This window comes from Paenibacillus aceris (assembly GCF_017874035.1).
Classification (GTDB): domain Bacteria; phylum Bacillota; class Bacilli; order Paenibacillales; family NBRC-103111; genus Paenibacillus_E; species Paenibacillus_E aceris.
In genome coordinates, this window is the sequence record NZ_JAGGKV010000022.1 from 20,946 (window position 1) to 34,130 (window position 13,185).

12 protein-coding genes and 1 pseudogene are annotated in these 13,185 nt (G+C 46.5%); 10 read left to right on the top strand and 3 right to left on the bottom strand.

Annotated features, from left to right (window positions below; genetic code table 11):
- Positions 1-79: 79 nt before the first annotated feature.
- The 9 genes and pseudogenes from J2Z65_RS27930 to J2Z65_RS35470 all read left to right on the top strand — a co-directional run.
- Entirely contained in the window at positions 80-1,078 is a 999-nt protein-coding gene (locus J2Z65_RS27930) for an ABC transporter permease (protein ID WP_167068630.1), read from the top strand.
- A 2-nt stretch (positions 1,079-1,080) separates the two neighbouring features.
- Positions 1,081-2,226, top strand: a complete 1,146-nt coding sequence (locus J2Z65_RS27935; protein ID WP_167068627.1) for an ABC transporter permease — start codon at positions 1,081-1,083, stop codon at positions 2,224-2,226.
- Between the two features lie 22 nt (positions 2,227-2,248).
- Positions 2,249-3,301 (top strand): ABC transporter ATP-binding protein, encoded by a 1,053-nt coding sequence (locus tag J2Z65_RS27940; protein ID WP_167068624.1) that lies wholly within the window; start codon positions 2,249-2,251, stop codon positions 3,299-3,301.
- Complete coding sequence (locus J2Z65_RS27945; RefSeq protein ID WP_167068621.1) at positions 3,294-4,322, top strand: ABC transporter ATP-binding protein; 1,029 nt, start codon at positions 3,294-3,296, stop codon at positions 4,320-4,322. Before J2Z65_RS27940 ends, J2Z65_RS27945 begins: the two co-directional genes overlap by 8 nt.
- Positions 4,303-4,857, top strand: coding sequence for an HAD family hydrolase (locus J2Z65_RS27950; protein ID WP_167068618.1), 555 nt, complete (start codon positions 4,303-4,305; stop codon positions 4,855-4,857). Before J2Z65_RS27945 ends, J2Z65_RS27950 begins: the two co-directional genes overlap by 20 nt.
- 33 nt (positions 4,858-4,890) lie before the next feature.
- Positions 4,891-5,928: a LacI family DNA-binding transcriptional regulator gene (locus tag J2Z65_RS27955; protein WP_167068615.1), complete on the top strand. Its 1,038-nt coding sequence runs from the start codon at positions 4,891-4,893 to the stop codon at positions 5,926-5,928.
- 25 nt (positions 5,929-5,953) lie between these two features.
- Complete coding sequence (locus J2Z65_RS27960) at positions 5,954-7,012, top strand: Gfo/Idh/MocA family protein (RefSeq protein WP_167068613.1); 1,059 nt, start codon at positions 5,954-5,956, stop codon at positions 7,010-7,012.
- 31 nt (positions 7,013-7,043) lie between these two features.
- Positions 7,044-7,763 (top strand): ThuA domain-containing protein, encoded by a 720-nt coding sequence (locus J2Z65_RS27965; protein ID WP_167068610.1) that lies wholly within the window; start codon positions 7,044-7,046, stop codon positions 7,761-7,763.
- 50 nt (positions 7,764-7,813) lie between these two features.
- A pseudogene (locus J2Z65_RS35470) lies at positions 7,814-8,083 on the top strand (alanine dehydrogenase); the annotation flags it as partial.
- A gap of 172 nt (positions 8,084-8,255) precedes the next feature.
- Here the strand turns inward: J2Z65_RS35470 and J2Z65_RS27975 are convergent.
- Positions 8,256-9,575, bottom strand: a complete 1,320-nt coding sequence (locus tag J2Z65_RS27975) for a UDP-glucose dehydrogenase family protein (RefSeq protein ID WP_167068607.1) — start codon at positions 9,573-9,575, stop codon at positions 8,256-8,258.
- A gap of 18 nt (positions 9,576-9,593) precedes the next feature.
- Positions 9,594-10,793, bottom strand: a complete 1,200-nt coding sequence (locus tag J2Z65_RS27980; RefSeq protein WP_338111828.1) for a glycosyltransferase family 4 protein — start codon at positions 10,791-10,793, stop codon at positions 9,594-9,596.
- A 203-nt stretch (positions 10,794-10,996) separates the two neighbouring features.
- Between J2Z65_RS27980 and J2Z65_RS27985 the strand changes: the two genes are divergently transcribed.
- On the top strand, positions 10,997-12,196 hold the full coding sequence (locus tag J2Z65_RS27985; protein ID WP_167068604.1) for an ATP-binding protein: 1,200 nt from the start codon (positions 10,997-10,999) through the stop codon (positions 12,194-12,196).
- Positions 12,197-12,253: 57 nt separating this feature from the next.
- Here the strand turns inward: J2Z65_RS27985 and J2Z65_RS27990 are convergent, their stop codons facing one another.
- A complete protein-coding gene (locus J2Z65_RS27990; RefSeq protein WP_167068601.1) occupies positions 12,254-13,114 on the bottom strand; it encodes an AraC family transcriptional regulator in 861 nt (286 codons plus the stop codon).
- Positions 13,115-13,185 lie beyond the last annotated feature (71 nt).

Sequence of the window (13,185 nt, forward strand, 5' to 3'; positions counted from 1 at the left end):
ATAATGGGGGAATCTAACTCCCCCCCCATTATGATCTTCAGGCGGCATCACCCGAATTAACCGGAGAGGATAGATTGAGATGCTCCAATACATTGTAAGAAGAATCATTTTGGTCATACCTGTCGTTTTTTTTATTTCCATGATCGTCTTCTACATCATTCAACTTCCACCAGGTGATTATGTATCGACTTATGCGGCGAAGATGGCTGCGGCGGGCGATGTGATGACACAACATGATATGGATGTAATGAGAGCAAGCTTGAAATTGGATCAGCCTTGGTTTATTCAATATCTAGCTTGGATGAGCAATATGTTCATAAATTTCGACTTCGGTTACTCTTTCAGTTATAACAAGCCGGTTACGGCTGTCATCTCGCAATACATGGGGTTAACGATTGTTGTGTCTTTGGTGACCATGGCGTTTACCTATGCGGTAGCGGTTCCGATTGGCATTTACTGCGCTGTAAAGCAGTATTCGATTGGCGATTATATTTTTTCAGCCGTAGGGTTTCTGGGGATGGCGACGCCGCACTTTTTAATGGCCATTATTTTAATGTATCTGTCCTATGTGTATTTTGGCGATCCTTTGCTAGGTTTATTTTCCAGTGACTTCGTCAATGCCGGATGGTCGTTGGATAAGGTTCTGGATTTATTGAAACATATGATTATTCCAGTCATCGTGATTGGCTTGGCGAATACGGCAGAATTGATTCGAGTCATGCGAGGTCAGATGCTGGACGAATTAAATAAGCCCAATGTGGTGACAGCAAGATCCAAAGGCTTATCGGAAACCAAAATATTGCTCAAATATCCGACGCGCGCTGCTATGAATCCAATCGTGAGCACCATCGGCTGGTCGCTTACATCGATTTTCACAGGCTCGACAATTACTGCGATTGTGCTTAATCTGCCTATTCAAGGGCCGGTCATGTACAACGCCTTATTAGCACAGGATATGTATTTGGCAGGTACATGGTTATTGTTCATGGCTGTCCTGACGGTACTGGGAACATTGATATCGGATATTTTATTGGCATGGCTCGATCCAAAAATTCGCACAGAGTTCAGAGGTATGTGACCATGAAAACAATTCCAATTATAGGGAAACAGAATATAGCTCCTGCGAAAGCTGAAAAAAACGGTGATGTCTCCCACAGTTCGCAATGGCGGCTTATGTATCGGCGTTTAAAGAAGCATAAGTTAGCCCGCATCTCCCTCGTGATTCTAGCTTGTTTTTATATGGCTGCTATTTTTGCCCAGTTTATTGCGCCTTACGGCTTGCAAAGCTATGACAGTAAATACGTAAATGCACCTCCGACGAAAGTAAGCTTCAAGGATGCGGATGGCCATTTTCACTTTAGGCCGTTTGTCAATGATCTTAAATCAGGACGAGATCCAGTTACTCTACGCAAAATATTCGTGCAGGACGAGAAGGTTCGTCATCCGCTCCGTTTTTTTGTAAAGGGGGAGGATTATAAGTTTCTAGGCTTGTTTTCCACGAATATCCATTTATTTGGCGTAGATGCGCCAGGACGCATTTTTTTGTTCGGTACGGATGGTATGGGCAGAGACTTATTATCCCGTGTATTCCTGGGAAGTCAAGTCTCACTAAGCATCCCGCTTATTGGCGTATCCATTAGTTTCGTTTTAGGTTTGTTTATCGGCGGGGTTTCCGGATATTTCGGAGGCTGGCTGGACTCGGTTATCCAGCGGAGTATTGAAATTATTCGTTCATTCCCGACGCTTCCTCTGTGGATGGCCTTGTCGGCTGCAATACCGGCCAGGGTTCCAATTGTTACGATGTATCTGTATATCGTCATCATCTTCGCGTTTATCGGATGGACGGAATTAGCCAGGGTTGCAAGAGGCAAGTTCATCTCATTAAAAAATGAGGAATACGTGCTGGCTGCCAAAATAGCGGGAGTCAGCGACGCGAAAATTATTATAAGGCATCTTTTGCCCGGGTTTATCTCTTACTTGGTAGTGGCAACGACCTTGGCGATACCGGGTATGATTCTTGGCGAAACAGCAATGAGCTTTCTAGGGCTCGGGATACGTTCGCCGGCTACCAGCTGGGGAGTCCTGCTTCAAGAAGCGCAGCAAATCGAGAATGTCGCTTTGTATCCATGGAAACTGATCCCTTTAGGTTTTGTAATCGTTACCGTTTTGACCTTTAATTTTCTTGGCGACGGATTGCGCGATGCTGCGGATCCTTACAAGAAATAATCCATTAAAGCGAGGGGATAGTATGACATCGCAAGCCTCCGTTTCACTTAATGAACGCCCCCTTCTGTCCGTCCAAGATCTAAAGATTCGCATTCAAATGGATAATGGAGAAATGAAGGCTGTTGATGGCGTTGACTTTGAAATCAAGAAAGGCAAAACGCTGGGCCTTGTCGGCGAATCCGGCTGCGGGAAAAGCTTGACCAGCAGAGCGATTATCTCCATTAATCCCAAAGAGTGCGAAACGACGGGGAAGATCGTGTATCACTCCGATTCTGAGAAGGCTTTGAATCAGTTGGATTTGTTATCTCTTCCTTCACGCAGTAAACAGATTCGTTCCATTCGGGGTAGAAAAATTGCCATGATCTTTCAAGAACCGATGACGGCTTTTTCACCCATGTACACCATCGGGAATCAGATCATGGAATCTATTTTAATTCACCGAACCAAAAACAAAAAAGAAGCTAAAAAAATTGCATTGGAAATGCTCAGTAAAGTCGGAATTTCCGATCAAGAGAAACGTTTTGACCAATTTCCGCATGAATTTTCCGGGGGAATGCGCCAACGGGCGATGATCTCCATGGCTTTGTCCTGTAACCCCGAATTGCTAATTGCCGATGAACCTACTACAGCGCTTGATGTAACCATTCAAGCACAAGTGTTGGAGCTTATGAAGGGACTTCAACGCGAGTTTGGCATGGCCATTCTGCTGGTGACTCATGATCTTGGGATTATTGCAGAAATGTGCGATGAAGTAGCTGTTATGTACCTGGGAAAAATTGTCGAACAATCGACAGTGAAAGAAATTTTCAATAATCCTAAACATCCCTATACCAAAGGGCTGCTCAAATCCATGCCCAAATTATCCGGAAACCGGCATACCCGATTGGAATCGATCGAAGGAACCGTTCCAATGGCTATGAATATGCCGCCGATGTGCGGATTCTACGAACGCTGCACAGAGAGAGTCGAGGGTGTTTGCAATAAGCAAGCCGTCCCGAAAACACACATCTCCGATCACCATATGGTGAGATGTTTTCTCTACAAGGCAGAGGGTGAGGAGAATAAGGATGTCTAAACCAATCTTGAAAGTGAGTCATTTGAACAAGGATTTTCAAGTTAAATCGCAGAACAAGCTGTTTAGCAAGCCTTCCTCGATCCGTGTGCTGAACAATGTTTCTTTTGAGCTTTTGGAAGGCGAGACGTTAAGCATCGTCGGAGAATCGGGCTGTGGCAAAACGACGTTAGGACGATGCATCGTAAGGGGGATGGACGCTACATCCGGGCAAGTCCTTTATCATCCTGACGGTGAAGAGCAAGTAGACTTTTTAGGATTACGGGGCAAGGAATTCAAAAAATACCGAAAAGATATACAGATGATCTTTCAGGACCCCTTTTCATCACTGAGTCCAAGAATGAGTGTATATGACATTATTTCCGAGCCGCTTTTAGCCAACTTCAAGCTGACGAAATCGCAATTGGATGAGAAAGTGACTTTAATCGCAGAAAAAACGGGCTTAAATGTCAGTTATCTCAAACGATATCCCCACGCATTTTCCGGTGGACAAAGACAGCGTATAGCGATTGCAAGGTCGCTTATTTCACAGCCGAGACTCATTGTTTGTGATGAAGCGGTTTCGGCTTTGGACGTCTCCATCAAAGCCCAAATTATTAACCTGCTGAAGGATTTGCAAGAACAGCTGCGGATTACCTATATCTTCATCTCTCATGATTTATCAATTGTGCAAAACATTTCTGACCGGGTTGCGGTCATGCACTTGGGGAAAATCGTAGAGCTGGCGCCGGTGGATTCGTTATTTGCCCATCCGAAGCACCCGTATACCGAAGCCCTTTTGTCGGCGGTGCCAGAGCCGGACCCCGATTCGAAGAAGGATCGGATCATTCTCGAAGGAGAGGTTCCGAATCCGGCTAATCCTCCAAAGGGATGCCATTTTCACCCAAGGTGCAGGTACAAAACAGATAAGTGTGTTGAGCAAGAACCGGAGCTGCAAGCTGTAGGCCATAACCATTTTGCTGCGTGCCACTACGCAGATACATTAAACCTAAGAGGTGTAACCTATGAGTCATCCTACAAATAAAAATTCGGATCAAAAGAAACTCATTGTTTTTCTGGATTGCGGAGATACGATAATTGATGAAGGAACTGAGATTAGAGACGATCACGATATTGTTATTCAAGCCAATGTGATCCCTGGAGCGGATGTCATGGTGAAGACGCTTGCCGAACGGGGCTATACACTAGCGATCGTAGCCGACGGAAATGCGCAATCTTTTAAAAATATTTTGACACAGAATGGCTTGTACGATTACTTTACGACGATGGTCTATTCTGAGACGGTGAAAGCCTCCAAACCTAGTCCACGGATGTTTAAGGCCGCAATTGGCGCATTAGATCTTAGTGAACAGGACTGTTACCGAATTGTTATGGTTGGCAATAACTTGAGCCGGGATGTGAAGGGGGCTAATCAAATGGGGATCACGAGTGTCTTTTTAAGTTGGACGCCTAGATATCCGAAGCTGCACGCAGACGAAAGTGAAATCCCCCAATATACGATCAATCATCCGCTGGAGCTAGTCGATTTGGTAGAGGAGCTCAATGAAAAATTAGCATGACCGGATGGTTCCTGAAGGGATGTTTATGAAGAGATGGCTAAAATAGATGATGTTGCCAAATTAGCGAAAGTCTCGAAAGGGACAGTGTCCAACGTTTTTAGTCAAAAAAGACCTACAAGCAACGATGTCAAAGAGAGAGTGCTGAGTGTTTCCAAACAATTAAATTATGTGCCGAATCATATTGCGCGCAGCTTGGTGACGAAGAAAACAATGGCGATCGGGTTAACCATCCCGCATGGCAGCTTCTTTTTTAGCGCATTTCATACGCAATTCATTAATGGGGTCATCTTGGAAGCCTCTTACTATGGATACCGGGTACTGCTTGATATGATTCCTTTGCAAAAGGTACACACGCCATTTTTGTCGAGTTACCCCATTGATGGTGCTGTGATTATGCGACCAACAACCGATGACGAGCGAATCAACCTTATGTACACGGAGCAAATTCCCTTTGTTACTGTAGGCAGGGTCATGAATTCAACAGTTCATAATGCCTACTGTGTGGATAACGATAACTACGCAATCATTTATAATATTTGTAAATACTTAATTGATAAAGGTCATCAGAACATCATGTTTTTAAATGCAAACGAGCTAATGACGGTATCCATTGGTAGAAAAGAGGGCTTTATCAAAGCGATGGAAGATCATCATCTTCAAGTAGAAGAGCACATGATTCACCATAAGCCTGACTTAAGTTCAAATGAATACTTGGAATATGGCTATGAGGAAACGATGGCGATCTTAGGCGAACAAAAGAAAGGCGTAACTGCGATTATTGCGGATGATGACCGCACAGCATTCAGTGCCCTAAACGCGATCAAAGATCTTAATCTCAGAGTGCCTGAAAATGTCTCTATCTTCGTCATATGCGGAGACCTTTCCATGATGGTTCAATCGAATCCGCCGCTGACCAGTATGGATTTGCAGCCATCGGAATTAGGAGCTCAATCTGTCAGATTATTAATGAGCCAATTAGGCGTTCTGCAGGGCGACATCCCGAGAAATGTCATCATACAAAGTAAAATAATTGAACGAAATTCTTGTTCCACGATCGGCCAAGCACGTTGAAGTGATATGACCAGGAGGGTATAAGATGAAGAAAGAGACATGGAACTTTGGGATTATCGGCCTTGGAGGAATAGGTGATTATCATATGAATCATCTTTCAAAAATTCCGTATACAAGAGTTGGGGCTATTTGTGATGTGAACGAGAAGGCTGTTGAACAAGTAGGAAATAGATTGAATTTGCCGGCTGAGAAGAGGTATACAGCCTTTAAAGCGATAATTGACGATCCAGAAATAGACGTTATTTTATCCGGTGTCTCCAATAAGTTTCATTATGAGATTTTGAAATATGCTTTGGCATGCGGCAAACCTGTATTTTCCGAGAAGCCATTCACACGGACATTGGAAGAAGCGGATGAGTTAGCAAGCATGTATGAAAAAAATCCGATCCCCTGTATGATTGGATTTTCCTATCGGTACAGGCCTTGTTTCCAGTATGTTAAACAGCTTGTTGCACAAGGTGCTCTAGGGCGTATCCGGCATTTCGCTGCGCACTACTTGCAAGAGGAAAATGCGCCAATGTTCAATAAAGAGTATACATGGCGGTTTAATAAAGAGATGGCAGGTTCAGGTATATTAGCGGATATTGGCTCCCATATGGTAGATGCAGCGCGTTTTTTCGTCGGTGAATTTGTGCAGGTAAGCGGTATGATGAGCACATTTATCGATCGTAGAAGAGATCTGAGAACCGGTGAGCTTGTGGCTGTAGATGTAGACGATTTCACAGGGTTTCAGTGTGTTTTGGAAGGCGGAGTGATGGGGACGTTCTATACACACAAAAATGCAATTGGAACCAAAAACCAATTTGAGGTTACGCTGTTTGGGGATCTGGGCACGGCTAGGATTTCTGTCGAACGTCCCAATGAAGTTCACTTGACGGTAAGAGAAGGTGAGAAGATGGAGCTTACTGAAAAAGTCATTCATTTAGATGAGAAAGAAATGAAGCCTATGCTGCAGGATTTTGTGGATTATTTGGAGCAGGCTCATTCTACGCTGCTACCGACTTTGCATGACGGTTATCGTAATCAACAAGTACTGCAAGCGATTATAGATTCAGCCAAAGACGGAATAACGAGAAGCCTATAACTTCATTTAGGAATGAGGGGAGTGCGTTATTATGATAAAAGTCACGATTTGGAATGAATTTCTGCAAGAACAAAGAAAAGAAGAGGTGGCTTGCATTTACCCGAAAGGCATGCACGGAGCGATTGCAGATGGTATAAAGCAAGAGGGGTTTGAGATTCGTTTTGCAACCTTTCAAGAGCCGGAGCATGGATTAACCCAAGAGACTCTGGATAACACCGATGTTCTTATTTACTGGGGCCACGTTGATCATAAGGGCTTTGACGATGCCGTCGTCGATCGCATTTGTGACCGAGTGCATAAGGGGATGGGGTTAGTTGTCCTGCATTCCGGCCATCATTCCAAATTATTCCGTAAGCTGATGGGAACATCCTGTGATCTCCTTTGGAGAGAGGCGGATGAGAAAGAACGGCTTTGGGTTGTTGACCCCTCACACCCAATTGTAGAGGGAATTGGTCCTTATATCGATTTGGCAGAGGAGGAAATGTACGGCGAGCATTTTGATATCCCTGTGCCTGATGAGTTGATTTTCGTCAGTTGGTTCGAAGGTGGAGAAGTGTTTCGCAGCGGCTGCACATATCGGCGAGGTCAAGGCCGAATATTTTATTTCCGTCCAGGTCATGAGACATACCCGACCTATCATAACAAAGATGTTCAGCGAGTCATCGCGAATGCAGTGAAATGGACAGCGCCGGTTCAACGAGAAAAAACGTTTTACGGGCATCATACTCCACTAGAGGAGATCAAGAAGTAAATAAAGAGGTCTACTACGAACCCCCAAAAGAGCACATGCTGCTTTTTGGGGTGCTTGATGTGAATCCGGACTGACTTCGCCAATTGGATGACCTATTTCAGGGGCGTCTGCGCTCGCTTATGTCGCATGGAAGCAATATTGCGGAGGCTGTTAAAAAAGCGGACCTGCTGATCGGCACCGTATTGATTCCGGGGAGCCGTGCACCGCGACTCGTAACAGAAGCCGTTGTCAAAACGATGAAACCGGGGTCTGTCATCGTGGATGTAGCGATTGATCAAGGCGGCTCGAATCAGTTGGAATTGAAGTTGTTAACTTATGAAAAAGTGCTGGCAACGGATATCTATGCTTCGCTGAAGTCTGTTGAACATGTCACTATTGTTGGAATTGACAGCAGGTAAACAGAATCATATTTGCTTAGGAAACGTGAAAACAAAATGAACCTAGCGGACTGTCCGCTAGGTTTTTTCCATGAGGCTGGCAGTGTGGCGGCCTTTAGAGGCTTTCTTCCCTAGCAGACAAGCTGCACTCCATCGGTCGTCCAACGGGCACATAGACGGCTTTAACCACGTCCACAATTTGTGAAATGACGCCGCTGGGCAAGAGGTTTCGTCCATCAAGTACCAGAGGCTGGCGCATAAGGTGAAGCAGGTAAGGCCAATCCAGTTCAGCGAACTGCGGCCATTCCGTCATAATCAGAACGGCATCGGCAGTGGCCGCTGCGGTATAAGGGGATTCCAGCACTTTAACAGTTTTTGCCCCGACTTGCCTGACGACAGGGTCGTAGGCTTGAACCTCAATGCCATGACGCTCGCATTGCGCTAATAGGGTCAAGAATGGCGCGTCGCGAACATCATTCGTATTCGGCTTGAACGAGATGCCTAATACGCAGAGGCGCTTGCCTAAGGGATTGCCCCAGAGGGAAATAAGCTTGGCAATCATCCTTGGAATGCGCTGATCATTGACTTTGGCGACCGCTTCCAGAAGGGGAAGCGATCTGCCGATCAGCTTCCCGGTTGTCAAGAGAGCTTGCAAATCCTTAGAGAAGCAGGAGCCTCCGTAACCGACGCCTGCCGAGAGGAACTCAGGTCCGATGCGGCGGTCAGCACCGACCCCGCTCATCACATGGCGAATATCTGCGCCATAACCTTCACACACGTCGGACATCATATTGGCGAATGAGATCTTCATGGCCAGAAAAGCATTGGACGCATATTTAACGAGCTCGGCACTGCGCCTTTCACATACATGAATAGGTGCCTCGATGCCGTCATATAACTCGCGAAGCAGTGTTTCCGCTTGTGGCGTTTTGCAGCCGAATACGATGCGATCCGGCTCCATGAAGTCGTTCAAGGCACTGCCCTGCCGCAAAAATTCGGGATTAAAGACCACTTCCGTATGAAGACCGGCCGCCAGCAGGCTCGCTTCCAACTCGTCGCAGGTGCCCACTGGGACAGTGCTTTTAATGATCACAAAGGGCGGGCAAGTGGTCGATTGCATCAATTGAGCCAGCACCTCATGGATGTGGCCCAAGTCTGTATGTCCGTCCGGGCGCGTTGGTGTGCCGACGGCAACCATCAGCGCGTCGGCATCCGCTGAAGCCTTGACAACATCGGTCTCAAAACGCAAATTGCCCTTCGCAGAAACGTCAGCCAACTCTTGCTCCAGTTGTGGCTCCCATATGTTGAGCTTGTTTTCCTGCAGCCCGCGAATAATAGGCTCGCGGTCAACCGCAATCACGTCGTGCCCCAGTTTTGCGAAGCACACAGCGGCTACCAATCCGACATATCCGGTCCCGACTAATGTTAATCGCATGGATGTTCCCCCCTTTTATTAAGCGGTATAGAATCCTAATTTGTTTCCAATCCTTCGCGCATCAATAATCTGTTCGTAATCCCCGAGCAGTCGATCAAAAATAGCATCCCATGATCGCCCAAGCGCGAACTTCCTTGCGGCAAGACGGAAGTCAGCCCATTGTTCAGGGGCATTCATCCAAGCCTCAATGGCCTGGACAAACGCTTCAGGCTGGCGAGGTGCACATAACGCCCCTGTCTGGCCCTGGACGACCATATCGCGAACTCCTCCGCTATTTGCGGCAATGACCGGCAGACCGGAGGCCATTGCCTCTTGGACGACATTACCAAACGTTTCGGTACTGGAAGGGAAGACGAAGAGATCCGAGGAGGCATAGATTTCAGCAAGTTCTTCGCCTTGCTTGTAGCCGGCAAACGTCACATTGTGTGGAGCTTGCTCGCGCAGCTCTCCGAGCTGCGGACCGTCTCCTACGACGAGCCAGTGGACACGTTCTTTCAGGGAATCCGGTAAAGTGCGCATGACGGCGGATAATGTATCGATATCTTTTTCCGGGGCAATGCGCCCTACATATAAGAGAAGGAAAGGAGCGGTGATACCATACCTCTCGCGAACAGTGCAGCTATTCTTTTCGGGGGTGTAGAGCGCACAATCGACACCTCTTGACCACAGCAGCAGGCGGTCGAGGCCTTGTGCATGCAGATGGTCCATCGTATCGGTTGAGGGCACAAATGTAGCGTCACAGGATTGATGGAACCATTTCATATACGTCCAGTATAAGGGGACGGCTCTTTTCATCCGGTAGTAAGCCAGGTAACGGTCAAAATGGGTATGGTAGGAGGCTACGTGCGAAATCCGGTTCTTGCGGGCGTAGTGCAGACCGCACAAACCGATGTTGAACGGAGTAGCCATATGGAGTAGGTGGGGGCGGAATCGGTCAAGCTCAGAATTCAGAGAAATGAAGTTCGGCAGGGCAATCCGGCATTCGGGATAAAGGAAGAAAGGGATAGAGGGGACAGGGCGGATCAGTTCAGAGTAAGCCATCTCATCGGTACACTTCGGGGTAAACACAAGATGCTCAACGCCACGGCGATTCAAGTAATCGGTGAGCCGTCCAAGCGTGAGCGCAACGCCATTCATTTGAGGAACGTAGGTATCGGTAAACAACGCGAGGCGCATAAGAATCCCTCCTGTAGTTCCTAGATACGTTAAGCGTAACATGCGATTATTCGTGGAACGTTAACCGCATGTTAATTCTTTTTTAAAATGGGGACGGCGGTCTGAGGAGTCGCGAAACCGGGGGCTTGTTCTTTTTTTGTCGAAAATCAATAACAAAAGGATGGCAGAAATCGACATACGGAATGAGAGATTTGGAATATGATAGAGAGGAAGGCAGCGTTTACTCATAGAAGGGAATGATCATTTTGGGCAAAATACAAATATCCTCAAAAGGGATCGAAAAAACTCTTCGTAAATTTGATTATTTGCAGGCGGTTTCCGAATATATTTGGAACGGCTTCGATGCAGGGGCCACGATGGTAGATATGAAGCTGCACCAAAATATCCTTGGCGGCATTGACCACATTGTGATTACGGATAACGGTTATGGGATTGACCGGCGTGAATTGGAACGAAAGTTTACGCCCTTTTTTGAATCTGAGAAGCAGATTGATCCGGATAGGCGCTCTAGAACAACCTCGGCCATGCATGGTAAAAATGGCATCGGCCGATTAACTTTCCATCGTTTTGCTTCAGATGCGACCTGGAAAACGACCTACGTTGACGGTTTGCTTAAAAACTCCTATACGATACGCATACTCTCCAATGAATTGGACGCTTATGCGGTGACCAAAACGAAGCTCACGGACGAAGAGCCCGGGACGACGGTAACTTTCCATAATATTATTAAAGACTTCATTCAAGAGGATTTAGTTGCTTTCTTATGCAAGGAGTTCGGCTGGTTTTTGGAGCTTCACGCGGAGAAGGGCTTCGTACTTCGAATCGACGGACAATCCCTGGATTACAGGGGTTTGATCGGCGAAAAAGAATGCTTCGACATTGTCCATCCGGGCAGCCAGACGGCGTTCAAGATTAAATTTGTCCGTTGGCAGGACCGGATCAATCATGAGTATTCCAAGCTCTATTTTATCGACTCCCATCTGGAGGAAAAGTATAAGCAGCCGACCACCTTTAACAATAAAGGTGACTCCTTCTATCACAGCGTTTATATTCAGAGCAAACTATTCGATTATTTCGATTTTGAGAGCGACGATCAAAGCGGGCAGCTAGAAGCGGCTTTTGGCGTAAGCAGGAAAAGCGATGCTTTTCAATTTTTGCTGGAAGAAATCAACGGTTTTATTAAGCAAAAAAGAAAGCCCTATTTACAAATACTTTCGGATCATGTCATTCAAGAGTTCGCGGAAGCGAAGGCGTTTCCGGACTTTACGGATGAACCGGAGGACATGGTGAAAAAAACGGAGCTGGAATCCGTCATTAGGGAGCTGTGCCAGCTAGAACCAAGAGTGTTCGCCAGATTAAATCCGGAACAGAAGAAATTAATGGCTCACCTCATCCATTTGGCAATGGGTTCAACGGAGCGCCGGCGTTTGTTGGAAGCTTTATAAGAAAAGGGTTGTCCCAAAGTGGAGTTATCTACTTGAGGACAGCTCTTTTTAATTTTGCTACGACCACTGCCGATTCCGGTATTCCGAAGGCGAGATGCCAAAATATAGCGTGAACTGCTTGCTGAAATGATGGATAGACGAATAGCCCAAATCCTCAGCAATGTCAGTGACCGATCGGGTACTTTCTTTTAAAGCGGCAGCGGCTTGTTTCATGACGACCGATGTCCAATAGGCTTTGGGGGACATGCCCGTGGCTTGTTTGAACAGTTGGTGAAACTGTGTTTTCTTCAGCTTGCTTTGTTCCAGCCATGTTTCATAACGGGAGACAGCATAAGCCTTTTTGTGAATGTTATCGAGCAGTGGCTTGATGCGGTAATCAATGAATGGCGCGTAGGTATGAAGCTGCACAATTTTTAGCAGCAATGCTTGAAGGAGGCTCTTGGCAATAGCATCTGAGTAGGGTGCGGAATTCTGGTGCTGCTCCACCACGAGGGCGAACAGGTCGGATAAAGCGCTTTGGTGCTGGAAATGGAGCAGATTAGGCAAACTGTCCAAGTCTGCATTTGGTTCGATTGCCGTCAAGATATGTGGGTCGAAGTCGGTTTCTTTCCAAACGAGATGTTTTGCCCCAACGTCCGGGCGAGGAGTCCATAAGTCGCAATAGATATTATAGGTGGATAAAGCGTGTACGTTGTCAGAATGAAAGGAGTGCAGCCATTTAGGAGGGAAATAGAGCAAATCACCTTTGGCAATGGAAAAGGTCCCCGACGGGAGCGTCACAGCTCCTTTGCCGCCAGTCACGAGATGAAAAGCATAACAGTAGCCTAACCGGAAAGATTCGCTGCTGTTTTTTTCATAAGGAAAGCGGTAGTGGTGAGCCGTTCTTATCGATGGGTTCATTGCTGTCAAAATCGGCATGGGGCAACCTCCCTTTTTGCGCATTGTCCTCTAATAGTAATTCATTTCGAGCTGGATGAAAATAAAATAAC